Annotated in this window: 13 protein-coding genes and 11 pseudogenes; 14 read left to right on the forward strand and 10 right to left on the reverse strand. The window is 72.4% G+C overall.

All coding sequences use genetic code 11. The features are described from left to right. Window positions 1-162 precede the first annotated feature (162 nt). The gene (locus tag FF86_RS00020) at window positions 163-381 is read right to left on the reverse strand and encodes a hypothetical protein (protein WP_044887305.1); all 219 of its coding nucleotides are present in this window, start codon (window positions 379-381) and stop codon (window positions 163-165) included. Window positions 382-573: 192 nt separating this feature from the next. On the opposite strand from FF86_RS00020, the gene FF86_RS00025 reads away from it, so the two are divergent. The 3 genes and pseudogenes from FF86_RS00025 to FF86_RS36955 form a co-directional block, all read left to right on the forward strand. Next, the gene (locus FF86_RS00025; RefSeq protein WP_044887304.1) at window positions 574-1,365 is read left to right on the forward strand and encodes a GntR family transcriptional regulator; all 792 of its coding nucleotides are present in this window, start codon (window positions 574-576) and stop codon (window positions 1,363-1,365) included. Continuing rightward, window positions 1,362-1,613 (forward strand): annotated as a pseudogene (locus tag FF86_RS36950) (YdcF family protein); the annotation flags it as partial. The gene FF86_RS00025 and the pseudogene FF86_RS36950, both read left to right, overlap by 4 nt. A 1-nt stretch (window position 1,614) precedes the next feature. Then, window positions 1,615-2,021 (forward strand): annotated as a pseudogene (locus FF86_RS36955) (YdcF family protein); the annotation flags it as partial. A gap of 1,466 nt (window positions 2,022-3,487) precedes the next feature. On the opposite strand, the pseudogene FF86_RS36960 reads toward FF86_RS36955, so the two are convergent. The 3 pseudogenes from FF86_RS36960 to FF86_RS36970 all read right to left on the reverse strand — a co-directional run. After that, window positions 3,488-4,262, reverse strand: a pseudogene (locus tag FF86_RS36960) (recombinase family protein); the annotation flags it as partial. Between the two features lies 1 nt (window position 4,263). Continuing rightward, window positions 4,264-4,681 (reverse strand): annotated as a pseudogene (locus FF86_RS36965) (recombinase family protein); the annotation flags it as partial. Between the two features lies 1 nt (window position 4,682). Next, window positions 4,683-4,918 (reverse strand): annotated as a pseudogene (locus FF86_RS36970) (recombinase family protein); the annotation flags it as partial. A gap of 36 nt (window positions 4,919-4,954) precedes the next feature. Between FF86_RS36970 and FF86_RS00045 the strand changes: the two are divergent. From FF86_RS00045 to FF86_RS61605, 3 genes and pseudogenes are all read left to right on the forward strand, one after another. Beyond that, on the forward strand, window positions 4,955-5,221 hold the full coding sequence (locus FF86_RS00045) for a hypothetical protein (RefSeq protein ID WP_044887302.1): 267 nt from the start codon (window positions 4,955-4,957) through the stop codon (window positions 5,219-5,221). A gap of 145 nt (window positions 5,222-5,366) precedes the next feature. After that, the coding region (locus FF86_RS00050; RefSeq protein ID WP_242417962.1) for an ATP-binding cassette domain-containing protein at window positions 5,367-6,776 on the forward strand (1,410 nt) is incomplete at its 3' end. A gap of 1 nt (window position 6,777) precedes the next feature. Then, a pseudogene (locus tag FF86_RS61605) lies at window positions 6,778-6,986 on the forward strand (AAA family ATPase); the annotation flags it as partial. A 4-nt stretch (window positions 6,987-6,990) separates the two neighbouring features. Here FF86_RS61605 and FF86_RS00055 read toward each other — a convergent pair. Further along, on the reverse strand, window positions 6,991-7,668 hold the full coding sequence (locus FF86_RS00055; protein WP_044887300.1) for a TetR/AcrR family transcriptional regulator: 678 nt from the start codon (window positions 7,666-7,668) through the stop codon (window positions 6,991-6,993). A 60-nt stretch (window positions 7,669-7,728) separates the two neighbouring features. Here FF86_RS00055 and FF86_RS36975 point away from each other — a divergent pair. Then, on the forward strand, window positions 7,729-8,160 hold a 432-nt coding region (locus FF86_RS36975), incomplete at its 3' end, for an LLM class flavin-dependent oxidoreductase (RefSeq protein WP_242417902.1). 1 nt (window position 8,161) lies between these two features. Next, window positions 8,162-8,778 (forward strand): annotated as a pseudogene (locus FF86_RS36980) (LLM class flavin-dependent oxidoreductase); the annotation flags it as partial. 131 nt (window positions 8,779-8,909) lie between these two features. On the opposite strand, the pseudogene FF86_RS36985 reads toward FF86_RS36980, so the two are convergent. Together FF86_RS36985 and FF86_RS64530 are read right to left on the reverse strand one after the other, a co-directional pair. Further along, window positions 8,910-9,332: pseudogene (locus FF86_RS36985) on the reverse strand (TetR-like C-terminal domain-containing protein); the annotation flags it as partial. A gap of 1 nt (window position 9,333) precedes the next feature. Continuing rightward, window positions 9,334-9,476 (reverse strand): annotated as a pseudogene (locus FF86_RS64530) (TetR family transcriptional regulator); the annotation flags it as partial. Window positions 9,477-9,534: 58 nt separating this feature from the next. Between FF86_RS64530 and FF86_RS00070 the strand changes: the two are divergent. Continuing rightward, entirely contained in the window at window positions 9,535-10,254 is a 720-nt protein-coding gene (locus tag FF86_RS00070; protein WP_044887298.1) for an SDR family oxidoreductase, read from the forward strand. 23 nt (window positions 10,255-10,277) lie between these two features. On the opposite strand, the gene FF86_RS00075 is transcribed toward FF86_RS00070, so the two are convergent. From FF86_RS00075 to FF86_RS00085, 3 genes are all read right to left on the reverse strand, one after another. Continuing rightward, complete coding sequence (locus FF86_RS00075) at window positions 10,278-11,774, reverse strand: class I adenylate-forming enzyme family protein (RefSeq protein ID WP_044887297.1); 1,497 nt, start codon at window positions 11,772-11,774, stop codon at window positions 10,278-10,280. Beyond that, a complete protein-coding gene (locus tag FF86_RS00080) occupies window positions 11,771-12,913 on the reverse strand; it encodes an acyl-CoA dehydrogenase family protein (RefSeq protein WP_044887296.1) in 1,143 nt (380 codons plus the stop codon). Before FF86_RS00080 ends, FF86_RS00075 begins: the two co-directional genes overlap by 4 nt. After that, a partial coding sequence (locus FF86_RS00085) for an acyl-CoA dehydrogenase family protein (protein WP_242417903.1) occupies window positions 12,910-14,034 on the reverse strand: 1,125 nt, incomplete at its 5' end. The genes FF86_RS00080 and FF86_RS00085, both read right to left, overlap by 4 nt. A 338-nt stretch (window positions 14,035-14,372) precedes the next feature. Here FF86_RS00085 and FF86_RS37000 point away from each other — a divergent pair. The 5 genes and pseudogenes from FF86_RS37000 to FF86_RS00100 all read left to right on the forward strand — a co-directional run. Continuing rightward, window positions 14,373-14,625, forward strand: a 253-nt coding sequence (locus FF86_RS37000; RefSeq protein ID WP_396229714.1) for an SDR family NAD(P)-dependent oxidoreductase, incomplete at its 3' end; no start/stop codon positions are given. Window position 14,626: 1 nt separating this feature from the next. Next, window positions 14,627-15,299, forward strand: a pseudogene (locus FF86_RS00090) (SDR family NAD(P)-dependent oxidoreductase); the annotation flags it as partial. Between the two features lie 75 nt (window positions 15,300-15,374). Then, a partial coding sequence (locus FF86_RS00095; RefSeq protein ID WP_242417904.1) for an OB-fold domain-containing protein occupies window positions 15,375-16,487 on the forward strand: 1,113 nt, incomplete at its 3' end. A 1-nt stretch (window position 16,488) separates the two neighbouring features. Continuing rightward, window positions 16,489-16,616 (forward strand): annotated as a pseudogene (locus FF86_RS61610) (hypothetical protein); the annotation flags it as partial. Then, a complete protein-coding gene (locus tag FF86_RS00100; protein WP_044887293.1) occupies window positions 16,613-17,773 on the forward strand; it encodes a thiolase C-terminal domain-containing protein in 1,161 nt (386 codons plus the stop codon). The pseudogene FF86_RS61610 and the gene FF86_RS00100, both read left to right, overlap by 4 nt.

The raw sequence follows: 17,773 nt of genomic DNA on the forward strand, positions 1-17,773 counted from the left end.
CCCCCGCCGCCACCGTCCAGAAATCCGCTTCTATCCTTGGCCGCCGGGCCTGCCCGTCCCACGCCGGTTCCGCGCAGACCAGCAGCCCATCGACGTCGGGTAACACCACCTCCGGCAACCACCGGTAGCGGACATCGTCCGGGCCGTCGCCCTCGAGCAGGCTCACAGCGCCGGCACCCCCTCCACGTCGGTCACGCACAACATCGGCGCCACCAGCCAGTCCCCGTAACACCGCTCCCGCGCATGACGCTGCGCCGCCGCCGGCGAATCAAACGGACCGATCAGCCCCTCCAACCGCCGCCCCGCACCGAACGTCGCCAACCCCCACCGCACAACCGACCCCACCGGCACGCCGTCACCCGACCCCCCGAACCCGGCCACCGCTTCACCCCCGGCCCTTGTTCCGCACCCGGCCACAACCAGCCCCCTTCCGAGGAGACGACGACAGGAGTCGGCCACCTTCCGCCCAGCGGCGGCAGCACCAGGGGAACCAACCTTCCTAGGTAGGCACCAAGCGTCCCCCACCTTCCTAGGTAGGTCAAGACCTTCCTAGGAAGCATCTACACTCAACCGATGAGCAGTAAGCGTGGGGCTTCTGACCTGATCTGGGCCGATCTCCGCGAGCAGATCGCCTCCGGACGCCTCGCCCCGGGAACCGCGCTTCCCTCGACCGCCGAACTCGCCAGGCACTACGGCGTTGCGTCGGAGACCGCACGGCTCGCCGTCACCCGCCTCAAGGAAGAAGGTCTGGTCAGCGGCCGCGCAGGAGCCGGGGTCTACGTCCGATCCCGGCCACCCTTGCGCCGGCTCGGGATCGACCGCTACGACAAGGCGAAATGGCGCGGCGCCGACCTGGTCGCGTTCGCCGCCGACCGGGTCGCCTCCGGCCGGACCTGGGAACCCGGCGACCAGACGCAGACGGTCCGCCGGATTCCCGCCGCACCCGACGTCGCCACCGCACTCGCCGTGGACCAGGGCACCGACGTCTACGAACGCGCCCGCCTGATCCGCGAACACGACCAGCCCACGCACACACTGACCAGCTACTACCGACCCGAACACGTCGAAGGCACCCGCCTGACCGACGACAGCGCCGGCCCCGCCGGCCCCGGCGGCGGATTCCGAGTCCTGACCGACCAGGGCCTCGAACCCGCCTGGATCAACGAAGAGCTACAGGCACGGATGCCGACCCCCGAGGAAGTGGCAACCTTGCAGCTCCCACCCGGCGAACCTGTCGTCGAGCTGCATCGGACGACCTTCACCGCCGAGGACACGCCCGTCGAATACGCCATCGGCGTGCACCCGGCATCACGGTTCGCCTGGTCCTACCGGTTCCAGATCCCCAACTCCGCAGACCGCCCGTGACCGCCGCCCGACTACCGTCCGCGCTACGCATCCCAGTCGACGTGCTCTGGAACTACCACGACCTGCACCACGACCCACGCCCCACCGACGTCGGAATAGGTCTGGGCAGCCATGATCTCAGCGTCGCCACCTGCACCGCCGCCCTCTACCACCGCGGCATGTTCCCCCGGATCGTGTTCACCGGCGCGAACGCACCCACGACCATCGCCACGTTCCCCCGCGGCGAAGCCGTGCACTACCGCGAACACNCACTCACCCTCGACGTCCCCGACGCCGCCATCCTCGTCGAACCGACCGCCCGCAACACCGGCGAGAACATCACCCGCACCCGCGAACTGCTCACCGCCCACGGCCTCACACCCAGGTCCGTCACCCTGATCTCACGGCCCTACCAGCAGCGCCGCGCCTACGCCACCTGCCGCAAACTGTGGCCCGACGTCGACGTGCAGTGCGCATCCCAACCCCTGAGCCTCGACGACTACCTCGCCAGCATCGGCGATACCGACCGGGTCGTGTCCATGCTCGTCGGCGACACCCAACGCATCTGGCTCTACGCCGAACGCGGCTACGCCATCCCCCAACCAGTCCCCGACGAGGTCCGGGACGCCTACCGCGACCTCGTCGCCGCCGGATACACCAGCCGCCTGATCACCTGACGCCCACAAAGATAGACGATCCGCAATCGAAGGATCGCCGAAAGTAGCTATCGCGAACTTTCTTTATGGTTTCAAGGGCGGCCCTTCGGGCCGCCGGGTGGGCCGCGCCGCACACGCCACGCCGCCACACCCGCCACGCCCGCGGGACTCGCCGCACTCCGACGGGGCCCCGCCTCCCTCCGGTCGGCACCCCGCCGGAGCGTCGGCCCCACGGGAGTGTCGGAGTGTCGACGCGTCGGAGCGTCACAGCCCACCCCACGACAACCGCAGCACCAGCCCCGCAAGCCACGCCCAGGACCAGACCTTTCAGCCTGGCGGACAACGGCACCAGCCCCACCGGGAACGCCGGTCACCGGCAGTCGGTTTCCCCCTTTCCCGCCGGCGCCGGATCGTTTAACGGACTGGCGGACACGTCAAGGGCGCTACGCGTCGCAAGCGATCATCCTTCGGATGACCCTTGACCCGCCCACCACTCCGCTAAGGCAAGGCGCTGTCAGGAAAGGACGAAAAAACGGAGGGGCCGACAACACCCGCTGTTCTTCGTCTGCGCTGGCCGCCCCCCGACCCGACCGGCACCGCGAACCCCGCCGAGGCACCGGACACCCCGCGCCCCCCGACCCGACCGGCACCGCGAACCCCGCCGAGGCACCGGACACCCCGCGCCCCCCGACGTCCNCGCGGACGGCTATTCTTCCTGGTCAGACGGCATCGATCCGAGCGCCGGCCGCGTGACCTCACCGGAACACCCATTCCTTAACGTTTCGTCACATCGTTGCGTATCGCGTGTAGTGAAACGTAAGTGACGATTCAGGGTGGACGGGCAGCGGGTTTCCGGTGCCCCCAGACGCTTCCGGCCGCCCGAGCCCCACGGGCGCACCGCTTCCGACGAGGATCGCCGCCCCCGACGACCCGGCACGGCCAGACGACGAGCCCGCCCCTGTCGGAGCACCCACGACGCCGCCACCGGGCCCGGACACGACGACGGCCGGTAACCCCTACAGGGTTACCGGCCGCCCGAAGCGCCGTTGGCGTCTACCTGTTCTGCTGCTTCCCACCCGGCCAGCCGTTGACGTGCGAGGCATACCACTGGCTTGCCATCGTCGCCGACACCGTCACCGAGTCCCACCACCGCGCCGCCACGTCATACGGCATGTNCGACGCCACACTCACCCGCACCCCCGCCGGAAGGATCAACGTCGGCCGCAGCACCGAGAACCTCGGACCCCCCGCAGGAAGATACACATCCGCCCGTTCCCCGGGATGCGCCTGAAGATCCACACCCACCGTTGACCGGCCACCCCCACCGATCCGCACCTCTGGCATCATGCTCACGGGTTCCTCTCCTGTTCGCTCAGGATGGGGATCAAGGCCCGGGACCGGTGCTCGTAACACCGTCCCGGGCCGCCTATTCCTTGCCAATCCCGCACGGTCCATTGCCCGCGGGGATGTCATGGGCGACGCTATGNCGCCGCCGCAGCCGGGAAACGGTCCGGATGCGGAATCACGTCGATGGACTCTTCGCCCGCGTGCCCGCCCTTGCTGGTGGGCAGGACCGTGACCTTGCACAGGTAGTCGACGATGCTGCGCCGCCGATCCAACGGCAGCCCGGGAAAGTTCTTCGCCGTCACCCCGTGCAACGCCGACGGCAGAACCGTCAACTTCTCGTCCCGTTCCAGGTCTTCGAGCTTCCCGCGCAGCCGGGTCAGGTTCCGCTTCAATCCCTCCACGGAAACATCTTTCAGATCATCGGTGGGATCGCCGACCAGGGCGTCTTCGACCTGACTGATACGCAGCCGGACCTCATCGGCGCGCGCCCGCAGATCATGGGTGGGAACCGCGACGTCAGGAACGTCGAACGTCACCCCGTCCCGGGCCAGCCAGCCGACCACGAACCGGGTTACCACATCGTCGACGAGATCCCCGCGGCGCCGGAGATGATTCTGCGATGCGCACCGGTACATCCGCGCCCCGGCACGGTTCCCCCCGGACCGCATCGCCCCCGCACACCGGCCGCAGACCGCGATCCCCGACAGCAACCGGTTCGGCTTGTTCCCCGGAGAACTCCGCCGCGCCGGGTCCGTCAGCACCGCCCGGCACAACTCCCACCGCGCCACGTCCACGATCGCCGGCCACGCCGCCGGACCCAGGATCCGACCCTGATGCACCCGGAACCCGGCAACCCGCCCATGGACCAGGATGCCCCGCAGTGTCGACGACGACCAGCGCGCTCCCTGCGACGTCNCCACGCCCGCATCGTTCAACTCAGCCACCAGCGCGCGCAGCGGACGGCCCGCGATCACCCCACCGGCCGCCCAGCGGATCACCTCCGCTTCCGCCGGGCGGACCGTCATCCCGTCAGCCTCATAACCGAACGGACGCCGCATGCCCCCATGCGGCAAACCCGCCTCGGCGTTCTGCAACATCTTCCGCCGGACCCGGTCCGACCGGTGCTCCGACTCATACCGCGCCAACCCGCCCAGGATCCGAGCATGCAACCGGCCCTCACCCGTCGACAGGTCAACACGGCCGCCCTTGACCGTCTCGATACGCAACCCGGTCCCGTTCGCCAAATCCACGATCTCTTCGAGTTCCTTCGGGCTACGCGTCAACCGGTCCACATGCCAGACCAGCAACACGTTCCACCGGCCCGACTCGATCCCNGCCAGCACCTCCTCATACCCCGGACGCCGCTTCTTCGAATACGCCGACACATCGTTGTCCGTCACCACCTCCGGACGCGGCATCCCCAGCCGATCCGCCAAATCGTTCAAGTCCGCAGTCTGACGGGCAACCCCCAGACCCGCGCCCTCCCGATCCAACGAGATACGCACATAGCCCACCGGACGCACCGGCCCCGGAACACCCACCACCGTGACGAAAGGATCAGTTACCGTCATAGAACTATTCTAAAACGGCAGTGCCTTAATTAGAGCGTGAGCCGGCTGCTGCTGATCTGCTCGGCCCATCATCGGGCCGTCCACGACGACGACATCCGCCTCGACCGTGCCGCCGACGGCACCGTCACCGCCCGCACTCCCGACGGCCGGGTCCTCACCGCCGCCCCACCGATCCTGCCCGGCCCCGAACCCGCCAGCAAACTCGCCCACGCCACCCGCCACATCACCCCCACCGCCATCCACACCCCCGACGGCGGCCGACTCGGCCTCATCGACTCGATCCACGCCCTCCTCAACCCCTGAGTCGGGACAGAACCCGACGCAGCCGGTTGCGCGGAACCGGGCCAGGGTTAGCATGGACGCATCATGGAGCTCTGACACCACCCGCGCCCGCGGCCGAGGCAGCGTCCCGGCGGGCGAGAGATGCGATCCTCTCGGTGGTGTTCGCGTGGCTCAGCCCGCACTTTCCGCATCCGACCTCGTCCGCTCGCTGGGTGGGCGCCGTGTTCTCGACGGGGTGTCGCTCACGGCGGCGCCGGGGCATCGCGTCGGGCTGATCGGTGAGAACGGGGTCGGCAAGAGCACCCTGCTGCGGCTGCTCGCCGGCGTCGACGAACCCGACGGCGGCGCCGTCACGCGGCCGGCGGACGTCGGCTTCCTCCATCAGGAGATGCCGTTCGATCCGGCCGCGACGATCGCCGACGTGCTCGACGAGGCGCTGCGCGAGGCCCGCGAGGACCTCGCCGAGCTTGACCGGCTCACGACCGCGCTCGCCGCGACCCCGCCGGAGGGCCCCGACCATCCGGCGCTGCTCGCCGCGTACGGACTGCGGCTCGACCGGGCGCAGGACCATGCGGCCTGGGACGCCGACCGGCGCGCCGAGATCACCCTGGCCGGTCTCGGGCTTGGCGGGATCGATCAGAGTCGGGCGCTGGCGACGCTGTCCGGCGGACAGCGGGCCCGCCTCGCTCTCGCCGCGCTGCTGGTGCGCCGGCCCGCCGCACTGCTGCTCGACGAGCCGACGAACCATCTCGACGACGACGCCGCGGCCTTCCTGGAGGACCAGGTACGCGCCCTGCCCGGCGTCGTCGTCGCGGCCAGCCACGACCGGGCGTTCCTCGACGCCGTCTGCACCGACCTGATCGACCTCGACCCGGCCGTCGACGGCCCGACCCGCTACGGCGGCGGCTACACCGCCTACCAGGCGGCGAAGCAGGCCGAGCGGGACCGCTGGGAGCGGCGCTTCGCCGACGAGCAGTCCGAACTCGCCGCGCTGCGCCACGCGGTCGCGACCACCTCGCGCACCATCGCGGCGAACCGCGGGCCACGCGACAACAACAAGATGAGCTTCGGCCTGCTGACGAACCGGGTGGAGCAGCAGATCTCCCGGCGGGTACGCAACGCCGCGCGCCGCCTCGGCGAGCTCGAACGCGCCCAGGTCCGCCGGCCCCCGCCGCCGCTGCGCTTCGCCGCGCCGGCGTTGGCGAGCGCCTCGCCGGACGGGACGCTGCTGGCGCTGCGCGACGTCCGCGTGCCCGGCCGCCTCGCGCTGGACCGGCTCGACCTGACCGCGGCCGACCGGCTGCTCGTCACCGGTCCGAACGGTGCGGGCAAGTCGACGCTGCTCGCCGTACTGGCCGGGCACCTCGCGGCCGGCGGCGAGGTGCGCCGCCGCGGCAACCTGCGGGTCGGCCTGCTGGCCCAGGACAGCGTGTTCGACCGACCGGAGCGCACCGCTGCCGACACCTACGCGCGCGTGGTGGGGCAGCGCCGGGCCGAGACCGTACCGCTGGCCGAGCTCGGCCTGCTCGCCCCGCGGGAACTGGGCCGGCCGGTGGGGGAGCTGTCCGTCGGCCAGNGCCGCCGCCTCGCCCTGGCGCTGCTCGTCGCGGACCCGCCCGACCTGCTGCTGCTCGACGAGCCCACCAACCACCTCTCGCCGCGCCTCGCCGACGAGCTGCAGGACGCCCTGGGCCCCGGCCCCGGCGCGATCGTCGTCGCCTCCCACGACCGCTGGTTGCGCTCCCGCTGGCCCGGCCGCGAACTGCGCCTGCCCGCGCCGGCCTGACCGGTCAGCGGCGGGTGGCCGGCTTCGGTGGCGCCGGCCGCAGGCGCAGCATCGCGAGGTACATGGCGGTGCGGCTCGGCGGTGAGGGCAGTGCGGGGAGGCTGTGGCCATGGGAGGCGACGGCGAAGGAGCGCAGCAGGTGGCCGACCAGGCGTCGGGAGGCGGCCTCGGCGGCGGGGCCGCTGGCGGCGACGACGCCGGCGTTGGCCATGAGGATCACGACGAGGTCCTGGTGGGCGAAGTCGGGTCGCAGCCGGCCGGCGGACTGGGCCCTGGCGATGAGCCGGCCGAAGTCGGCGGCGACCTCGTCGCGCTGCGACTCCAGCGCCCGCGCGGTGGGGAAGGTCCGGATCAGGACCTCGGTGAAGCCGAGGTCGGCGACCTGCATGCCGCAGACGGTCTCGAGGAACTGGCTGAACCCGTGCCAGGGGTCGGGCTCGGCCAGGGCGGCGGACATGGCGTGGCGGTAGCCGGCCATCTTGGGCAGGAACACGGCGCCGACGAGGTCGTCGCGGGTGGGGAAGCGGCGCAGCACGGTGGCGATGCCGACGCCGGCGTGCCGGGCGACCTCGTTGGTCGACACCGACAGCCCGTGGCGGGTGAACAACTCCCGAGCGGCCTCGACGATCCGGTCGCGGTTGCGCCGCGCATCGATGCGGATCCGCTGGCCGTCATCCGTCACGGCTCCGACCGTACCGCACCATCTGGAGCGCCTTATCCGGTTATCCCGTAGGCTGCGCACATGCTCGAACTCGGGGTGCTTTCGCTCAGTGACACGCAGATCCGGCTCGGTACCGGGCAGCGGGTCGGTCACGGCGAGCGGCTGGACGAGATCGTGGGTCACGCGACGCTCGCCGAGCGGGTCGGGCTCGACCTGTTCGCCCTGGGGGAGCACCACACCCTCGACTTCGCCGTCTCCTCGCCGGCGGTCGTGCTCGCCGCCGTCGCCGCCCGGACCAGCCGAATCCGGCTCACCAGCGCGGTGACGGTGCTGCCGATCCTCGACCCGGTGCGGCTCTACCAGGACTTCGCCACCCTCGACCTGCTCAGCCACGGTCGGGCCGAGATCATCGCCGGGCGCAGCGCGTACGCCGAGCCGTTCGAGATGTTCGGCGAGCACCTCGCCGACGCCGACGCGCTGTTCGACGAGAAGCTCCGCCTGCTGCTGACCCTGNGCGAGCAGGAACGGGTGACGTGGCGCGGCCGCTTCCGCCCCCCGCTGGCCGACGCGCCGATCACGCCCCGGGCCGAGCCCGGCTCGCTGCCGGTGTGGGTCGGGGTCGGCGGATCACCCACGAGCGCCGAGCGGGCCGGCCGGCTCGGCCTGCCGATGGTGCTCGGCTACATCGGCGGCCCGCTCAGCCACGCCCGGCGCGCCGTGGACATCTACCGCGCGGCCGGCGAGCAGGCGGGCCATCCCGAGCGGCTGAAGGTCGGCATCTCCACGCACTTCTACGCGGCGGCCTCCGAGCAGGACGCCCGCGACGTCCACCCGTACTACTACGAGTACCTGCGCCCCAAGACCCCCGGCGGGCGCGGCTTCGTCGTCTCCGCGGAGGCGTTCGCCGACGGGATGCGCCGCGGCAACGCCATCATGATCGGTACACCGGCCCAGCTCATCGAGAAGATCCTCGACGCTCACCAGACCCTCGGCCTGGACCGCTTCTACGGCCAGATCGACTGGGGCGGCCTGCCCCGCGAGCAGGTCGCCGACTCGATCCACCGCTTCGCCGAGGCCGTCGCCCCGGTCGTGCGCGCCCACACCGACAGCCAGCCCAATGCCGTCCACTGACCGTCGCCGCCGCTGGGCGGCTCGGTAGTACCGCAGACCAGGCCGGTCGGGCACCGGAGTCCGGTTCCGCAGAACACCATGATCGCCGGAGTGGTCGGCGGTGCCTGTGCTCAGCGCGGCTCGGCGAGGGNGAACACGAGCTCGTCGATCAGGTTCTCGTCGACGGGTTGGCTGGTGGCGAGCATCCGGTACCAGATGACGCCGAAGACGAGGTCGGCGGCGGTGCCGGGGGACGGGATTGGTGGGAGATCGCCGCGGGTCCGGGCGCGGTCGAGAATGATGCCGAGCGCGTCGCGGCGGCGCTGCAGGAACGCGGAGCGGAACCGCTGCTGGAACTCCTCGTCGAGCTGGGCATGGGCCATCAGGGCGCGCAGCGCGTCGACCACCCGCCGGTCGCGGCCCAACCGGAAGGTAGCTGCGAGGAAGGCACGCAGGTCGGCGGCATAACTGCCCTCGTCGGGGATGGGCACGTGCAGGTCGGCCTTGGTGGCCAGGGCGTCGAGCAGCACGTCAGCCTTGGACGGCCACCAGCGGTAGATCGTCTGTTTGCCCGCNCCGGAGCGGGCGGCAATGCCCTCGATCGTCAGACCGGCGTATCCCACCTCACCCGCGAGCTCGATCGCCGCCGTGAGGATGGCGAGCCGGCTCTCCTGGCTGCGCCTGCGTCCGGGCCGGGCCGGCGTGGGTTGGTCGGTCACGGTCGCCATGCTAGCGTGATTGCGAGACGAGACGTCACGGTTCGAATTAGGAGAGTGCATGAGTGAGCACACTGCACTGGTCGTCGGCGGAACGTCCGGCATCGGGCTGGCTACCGCCCGGCGGCTGCGTGCCCTCGGTGCGACGGTCCACGTCGTCGGCCGCGACAAGCGGCGACTCGACGGCGTCGCGGCCACCGACCCTGGGCTGATCGGTCACCGGGCGGACGGCGGCCACCGCGACGAGATCGCCGCCGTTCTCGCCGCCGTCGGCCGCATCGACTGGCTGATCATCACTCTCGGTGGCAGCGATGGCCTGGGACCCATCGCCGACCTGGACCTCGACCTGCTTCGCCGGGCCTTCGACGCGAAGTTCTGGGCCCACCTCACCACCATCCAGGCGGCCCTGCCGCACCTGGCGCCGACCGGCTCCATCACCCTGCTCGGCGCGATCAGCGCACATGCTGGGATGCCGGGAACCGCCGGCATCGCGGCCCTCAACGGTGCTGTCGAAGCCCTGATCAGGCCGCTCGCCGTCGAACTCGCTCCGATCCGGGTCAACGGCGTTTCCCCTGGCCTGGTCGACACCCCGTGGTGGAGTGGCCTGCCCGACGACGTGCGGCGGTCCTACTTCGCGCAGGCCGCTCGGGCGCTACCCGCGCAGCGGATCGCGACCGCGGACGACATCGCCGAGGTCACCGTCGTCGCCGCCACCAATCCGAACCTCACCGGCACGGTCATCGAGACCGACGGCGGGGCCCGGCTCGTGTCGATGGGCTGACCAGGAGGTGGTTCGTCCGCAGCTCAGCGGCGGGGGCCCCAGGGGGTGTCGGTGCGCAGGCGGGCCTTGTCGACCTTGCCGGCGGCGTTGCGGGGCAGGGGCTCGGTCAGGATCGCCACGTACTGGGGGATCTTGAAGTCGGCGAGGCGGCCGGCGGCGTGGGTGAGCAGGGCGTCGACGTCGACGGTGGGGCCGGGGCGGGGGACGATCGCCGCGGCGACCCGCTGGCCGAGGCGTGGGTCGGGCACGCCGACGACGGCGACCTCGCCGACGCCGGGGAACGCCGCCAGGACCCGTTCGACCTCGATGCTGTAGACGTTCTCCCCGCCGCGGTTGATCATGTCCTTGATGCGGTCGAGCAGGTGGATGCGCCCAGCGTCGTCGATGCGGGCGAGGTCGCCGGTGCGCAGCCAGCCGTCGACGAGAGCCTCGGCGGTGGCCTCGGGGCGGCGCCAGTAGCCGCTCATGAGCTGCGGGCCGCGCACGAGGAGCTGGCCGACGCCGGCGGCGGCCTCGGGGCCGTCGAGACGCAGCTCGGTGGCGGCGACCGCGCTGCCGACCGTGTCGGCGTGGGCGAGGACGTCGTCGTGGTCCAGGCCGCTGACGCAGGCGGCCTCGGTCAGCCCGTAGCCGGGGCCGAACCGGGCCGCGGGGAAGGCGGCGAGCAGCTCCGCGACCTGGCTCGGCGGTGTCGGCGCGGCGCCGTAGCTGACCAGCCGGACGTGGGAGACGTCGGTGCGAGGGAAGTCGGGGTGGCGCAGCGCCTGCCAGTACATCGCCGGCACGCCGTTGAGCACGTCGATGCGTTCGTCGCGGATCGCCCGCAGCCAGGCGCCGGTCTCGAAGTGGGTGGCGATGACGACCGTGCCGCCGGCGAGCAGGGCGGGCAGCCACTGCATGCCGAAGGCGAGGACGTGGAACAGCGGCGCGGCGATCAGCGTCCGCGTCGCCTCGGTCGGGCCGAGGTGCAGGGCGCGACGGCACTGCTCGGCCGCGGACAGCAGCGCCCGGTGCGACAGCATCGCGCCCTTGGGCACGCCGGTGGTGCCGGAGGTGTAGAACAGCGCGGCCAGCGCCTCCGGGTCGTCGGCGAGGCGGACGGTGGCCGGGCCGTCGGGCAGCGCGGTCGGGTCGTCGACGACGAGCGTGGCGGCGGAGTCGGTGACGATGTGCTCGACCTCGGCTGGGGTCAGCCGGGTGTTGACCGGGACGGGCACGGCGCCGGCGAGGATCGCGCCGAGCACCGCCGCGCACCACGCGGCGCCGTTGGGCAGCCGCACGGCCACCCGGTCGCCCGGGGCGACGCCGGCGACGACGAGGCCGCCGGCGACCCGGCTGGCGGCGTCCCACAGCTCGCGGTAGGTCAGCCGCCGGCCGGTGGCGAGGTCGACGAGGGCCTCGGCGTCGGGCACCCGCTCGACGGTGGCGCGCGCCCCGTCGCCGACGGTGGCGGCGAGGCCGGTGAAGCGCAGCCCCGCCGCGGTGCGCACGGTGCCCGCGGTGTCCGGGCCGGCGCTCACACCCCGGCCTTGGCCAGCAGTCGCTCGTAGTAGACCGCCGGGCCGCCGAACAGCAGCTGGGAGGCCTTCGCCCGCCGGTAGTACAGGTGGGCGGCGTGCTCCCAGGTGAAGCCGATGCCGCCGTGGACCTGGATGTTCTCGGTGGCCACCGCGAGGAACGCCTCGGAGCACACCGCGTGCGCGACGGCGGCGGCGACGCCGGCCTCGGGCGCGTCGGCGAGCCCGTCGACGGCGCGGGCGGCCTCGCGGGCCGCGGCGTCGGCGACCTGGACGCGGGTGAGCATGTCCGCGGCCTTGTGCTTGACGGCCTGGAAGCTGCCGATCTGCCGACCGAACTGGACGCGGTCCTTGGCGTAGGTGGTGGACGCCTCCAGGCAGGCGCGGGCGGCGCCGACCTGCTCGGCGGCCAGCGCCGTCGTCGCCACGTCGAGGACCCGGTCGAGGATCGCCGCCGCGCCGCCGGCCGCGCCGACCAGGCGGGCGGGGGTGGCCGCGAAGGTCACCGTGGCGATGCGGCGGGTCAGGTCGAGCACGGGCAGCGGGGTGCGGGTGAGCCCGGCCGCGTCGGCGTCGACGGCGTACAGGCCGGGGCCGGCCGGTCCGCCCGCGACGACGAGGAGCACGTCGGCGCCGGCGCCGTCGAGAACGAGCGGCGCGGTGCCCTCGAGGGTGACGTCATCCGTGCCGGCGCTCGCGGTGACGGCCAGGGCGTCGCCGGTGCCGCGGCCGCCGAGTGACCAGCCGCCGTCGACGTTCGGCGGGGCGAGGGTGGCGGTGGTGGTGCCGGCGGCGATGCCGGGCAGGATCCGCGCGGCCTCGTCGCCGCCCGCGGCGACCAGCGCGGTGCCGGCGAGCACCACCGAGGACAGGAACGGCGAGGGCAGCAGCGCCCGGCCCATCTCCTCCAGCACCACGGTGAGCTCGACCAGGCCGTAGCCGTCGCCGCCGTGCTCGGTGGGCAGGGCGAGCGACTGCAGGCCGAGCTGCTCGGCCATCTGCGCCCAGACCTTGTCGTCGTAGCCGCGCTCGGAGTCGATCGCGGCGCGCACGGCGCGCTCGTCGGCTTTGGCGGTCATGAAGTCGCGTACCGCCGAGCGCAGCTCGTCCAGCTCGGTGCTGGTGGTGTTCTCGGTGCTCATGCGGACCTCGATTCCGTGGCGCCGGCCGAACGGCGGAGCTCCCGGAAGGGGGACCTGGTGTCGATGCCGGGCTCCTTGGGCAGGCCGAGCACCCGCTCCGCCAGGATGTTCTTCATGATCTCCTCGGTGCCGCCGAGGATCCGCAGCGCCGGGGTGGACAGCAGCAGCTCCGTCCACGAGTAGGTGCCCCACGCGCCGGTGTCCGCGATCAGGCGGGGACCGATGATCTCGGCGGCGAAGTGGGCGCCCCGGGTGAGGTTCTGGGCGTACATCAGCTTGGACACCGACGCCTCGGGGCCGGGCTGCTCGCCCGCGCGGAACTTGCGGACCATCTGGTGGTTGAGGTACTCGGTGGCGAGCGTGTCGGCGTGCAGCTCGGCGAGGCGCCGGCGGGCGGCGCCGTCGTCGAGGCGGCCGTTGGCGCGCAGCAGCTCGGTGAGGAAGGGCAGGGCGACCGCGCGGCCGACCGGGCCCGCGCCCTCGCCGCCGACGCTGGCCCGCTCGTTCATCAGGGTGGTCAGGGCGACGCCCCAGCCGCCGTCGACGGGGCCGAGGCGGTGGTCGTCGCCGACGTGGACGTCGGTGAGGAAGACCTCGTTGAACTCGCTGCCGCCGCTCATCTGGCGCAGCGGGCGCACGTCCACCCCGGGGGCGGTCATGTCGACGACGAACGCCGTGATGCCCTTGTGCTTGGGGTTGTCGGGGTTGGAGCGGCACAGCGCCAGCCCGATTGCGGCGTGGTGCGCCACCGACGTCCAGACCTTCTGACCGTTGAGGATCCAGCCGTCGCCGTCGCGCACGGCCTTCGTCTCCAGGCTCGCCAGGTCGCTGCCCGCGGCCGGCTCGCTGAACAGCTGGCAGGCGATGATCTCGCCGCTGTAGAGCCTGGGCAGGTAGCGCTGCTTGAGCTCGTCGGTGCCGTGGGCGAGGATCGTCGGGCCGATCATGCCGAGGCCGATGAGGGAGAGCACCCCGGTCTCGGGCACGTCGTAGCCGGCCTCCAGGCCGTCGTAGACGAGGTCGTGCAGGGTGGTCAGGCCGCGCCCGCCGAACTCGGTCGGCCCGGTGATCCAGCCGAAGCCGTTGTCGTAGCGGGTGCGCTGCCACGCCTTGGCCGCGGCNACCTTGGCGTTCTCGACGTCGGGCGGGTCGGTGCTGAAGTAGGTGATCCGGTCCTCGCCCTCACCCCAGGCGACGTCCTCGGCCGCCCGGGCACGGCGGGTGGCGTGGGCGTCGAGGAACGCGGTGACCTCGGCGACGAACTGGTCCATCTCGCTCGGCATGGGCGATCTCCGACTGGGGTGTCAAGTATGGCGGGAAATCCCGGCCTGCAGGGGCACACCGGGACGGCATGAGCAAGGAATATGGCCTCATGACACTAAGGTTTGACGAATATGTCAAGTAGACCCTAGAGTCGCCAGCGTCGCCGTGCGGACTGACCGGGCAGAGGAGCTGACGGGTGTCGCAACAGGGTGAGCGTCTCCTGGAGGGACGCGTCGTCATCGTGACCGGCGGAGGTCGGGGAATCGGCCGCAGCCACAGCCTCGAACTGGCCGCGCACGGGGCAACTGTCGTGGTCAACGACCTGGGCGTCGGGGTGCGCGGGGAGTCCTCGCAGGAGGAGCCGGCCGACGCCGTCGTCGCCGAGATCGAGGCCAAGGGCGGGGTCGCGGTGCGCGACACCGGCAACGTCACCGACTGGGCGGCGGTGCNCTCCCTCGTGGCCAACACGGTCGAGCGGTTCGGTCGGCTCGACGCCATCGTCAACAATGCCGGCATTCTCCGGGACGCGACGATCACCTCGCTCACCGAGCAGGACTGGGACGCCGTCATCGGCGTCCACCTCAAGGGCACCTTCGCCCTGACCAAGCACGCCTGCGACTACTGGCGGGCCGAGTCCAAGGCGGGTCGCCCGGTCGCCGGGCGGATCATCAACACGACGTCGGGCACGGGCCTGGCCGGCAACGTCGGGCAGGCCGCCTACGGCGCCGCCAAGGCCGGCATCGCGAACCTGACGCTCACCACGGCACTCGAGGGCAGCCGCTACGGCGTGACCGCCAACTGCATCTCGCCCGTCGCCGCGACCCGGATGACCGCTGGCACGGGCATCGCCCAGCCCGGCGCCGCCGACGGGTTCGACCGGTTCGATCCGGCGAACTCCTCCCCGGTCGTCGCCTGGCTGGCTTCGGAGCGGTCCGGCTGGCTGACCGGGCGGGTGCTGCGCATCGACGGCAACACCGTGCATCCGGTGGACCCGTGGAGCGTGCGCCGCGGCTACAGCGCCGCCCGCGGCGGGCGCCTCGACGCCGCCGAGCTCGACGCCGGGCTGCGGGTGGTGCTGGGCACCGCCCCGGCGGGCCTGGCCGGCCTGAACATCATTTCGTGATCGCGGGGTGTCTGTGATCGGGGTGTCTGTGATCGGTGTGTCACTGATCTGCTGGCGGCGAGAGGAGACAACGCGATGACGACGGTGACCGCTGTCGGTACGTATCTGCCCCCCTGGGGCAGCGCGCGGGGGCGGGTCCTGGGACCCGACGAGGACGCGGTGACCCTGGCCGTCGCCGCCGCCCGCGCGGCGCTGGAGCAGGCCACCACGGCCGGCTCGGCGACGGCGCCGGACGTGCGCCGGGTGGTCTTCGTGACCCGGGAGCTGCCGCTGCTCGTCGGCGGCAACGCCGCGGCGCTGCTCGCCGGCATCGGCCTGCCCGATGACGTGCCCGTGGTCGAGCAGGTCGGCGGCGGGCCGGCGGTGTTCGACACCCTCGGCGGCGCCGAGGCCGGCACGCTGGTCATCGGTGTCGACGCGGCCGAGTCCGGCCCGGTCGGCGCGGCCGCGGCGCTGGTGGCCGCCGGCGACGGGGCCGGGGTCGGCGTGGAGCTGGTCGGCCGGGTCGTGCGCAGCCTGCCGGTGCTCAGCCGCGCGAACGGCGGCGGCGCCCGCGACTACTCCGACGCCCGGCTGGAGCGCGAGCGCGGCGTCGGGGTCGCCATCGAGCGGCTCGACCTGACCGACAAGCCGGTGGTCGTGGCGGGGCTGCCCGCCAAGCAGGCCCGCGCGCTGTGCGCCGGGGTGCCGCCGACGCTGCCGACGACGGGCGCGAGCGCGGCGCTGTTCGCGGTGGCGGCGCTCGCCGAGGTCGGCGGCGGCGGGCTGGTCCTCGCCGTCGAGCAGGGATCGGCGACGGCGCTGCGCGTCGACGGGGTGCCCGCGGTGCGCCGCGATGAGCCGGCGCTGCTGGCGCCGGAGAAGCTGACCCGGACCCCCGGGCCGGACATCGCGATCTCGCTGGCCGCCTACGAGCGGGCCTTCGACGCGAAGCTGCGCTGGGACGCGGGCGCGTGCGACGCCTGCGGCACGCTGGCGCTGCCGCCGCGGCGGCGGTGCCTCAACTGCGGCTCGGAGGACGGCTGGTCGCTGACCCCGCTGCCGCGCACCGGCGAGGTGTACACGGTCGTCACCGTGCATGTTCCCGTGCCGGGATTGCCGACGCCGTACTCCCTGGCGATCGTCCAGCTCGACGGGGTGGACGTGCGCGCGCTGGTGAAGGTGACCGGCGCCCCGGCCGGAACGGTGNAGATCGGCGACCGGGGGCGGCTGGTGCTGCGCCGGGTCGCGGTGCGCTCAGGAATTCCGGACTACGGCTATGCGCTGTACCCGGATGCGGCCACAGCCGCGGATGCAGGCGAGGGAGCGGTGCGATGAGGCGAGTGGCGGTGGTCGGCGCCGGGATGACGGCGTTCGGCGAGCATTTTGGCCTGGGCATCAAGGAACTGCTGCCGATGGCGGTGTCCGAGATGGCCGCGCACGTCGACAAGGGCCTCAACCGTGACGACATCCAGGCGGCCTGGTTCGGTGAGCTGACGACCTCGGACGGTTTCCCGACGGGCATTCTGGCGGACACCTGCGGGCTGCTCGACATTCCCGTCACCCGGGTGGAGAACGCCTGCGCGACGGGCAACGACGCGGTCCGCAACGCCACCTACGCGGTGGCGTCCGGGGCGTTCGACGTCGTGCTCGTGGTCGGCGCGGACAAGGTGCGCGAGTCCTCGGCGCGCAGCACGTTCTGGGAGTGGGCGGGCCTGACCCGCGACATGGCCTGGGACTACCCGCTCGGCCTGGTCGCTCCGGCGAACTTCGCCCTGCACGTCGCCCGCTACCTGCACGAGTCGCCCGCGACGAAGGAACACCTCGCGATGGTGGCGGTGAAGAACCACAAGCACGCCCTGCCGAACCCGAAGGCGCAGCTGCGCTATGAGATCACCGTCGAGCAGGCGCTGAACGCCCCCGTCGTGGTCGCCCCGTTCAACCTGTACGACTGCACGCCGCAGAGCGACGGCGCCGCGGCGCTGCTGCTCGTCTCCGAGGACGTCGTCGAGCGTTACACCGACCGTCCCGTCTGGGTGCGCGGCGTCGGGCTCGGCCTCGACCGGGTCATGCACCAGCACAAGAAGGACATGACGACGTTCCCGCCGACGGTGAAGGCGTCGAAGGCCGCCTACGCGATGGCCGGGATCGGCCCCGAGGACATCGACGTCGCCGAGGTGCACGACTGCTTCACCGGCGTCGAGCTGATCAGCTACGAGGACCTCGGGTTCGCCGAGAAGTTCGGCGCGTACAAGCTGATCGAGAACGGCGTGACCTCCATCGGCGGCGCGAAGCCGGTCAACCCCAGCGGCGGTCTGAAGGCGAAGGGGCACCCGCCGGGCGCCACCGGCGTCGCGCAGTGCGTGGAGCTGTTCGAGCAGCTCCGCGGCGAGGCGGCCAACCAGGTCGACGGCGCGCGCACGGCGCTCGCGCACAACATCGGTGGCCCCACTGCGGTGTCCGCGGTGACAATTCTGTCGTCCCAGCGGGGCTGA

Origin of the sequence: Frankia sp. CpI1-P (genome assembly GCF_001421075.1) — a bacterium.
Taxonomy (GTDB): Bacteria; Actinomycetota; Actinomycetes; order Frankiales; family Frankiaceae; genus Frankia; species Frankia torreyi.

Excerpts from the sequence above, each read along its gene's own strand:
- FF86_RS00025 (WP_044887304.1), top strand. The coding sequence starts at position 574 with ATGAGCAGTAAGCGTGGGGCTTCTGACCTGATCTGGGCCGATCTCCGC.
- FF86_RS00070 (WP_044887298.1), top strand. The coding sequence starts at position 9,535 with ATGAGTGAGCACACTGCACTGGTCGTCGGCGGAACGTCCGGCATCGGG.
- FF86_RS00080 (WP_044887296.1), bottom strand. The coding sequence starts at position 12,913 with ATGAGCACCGAGAACACCACCAGCACCGAGCTGGACGAGCTGCGCTCG.
- FF86_RS00100 (WP_044887293.1), top strand. The coding sequence starts at position 16,613 with ATGAGGCGAGTGGCGGTGGTCGGCGCCGGGATGACGGCGTTCGGCGAG.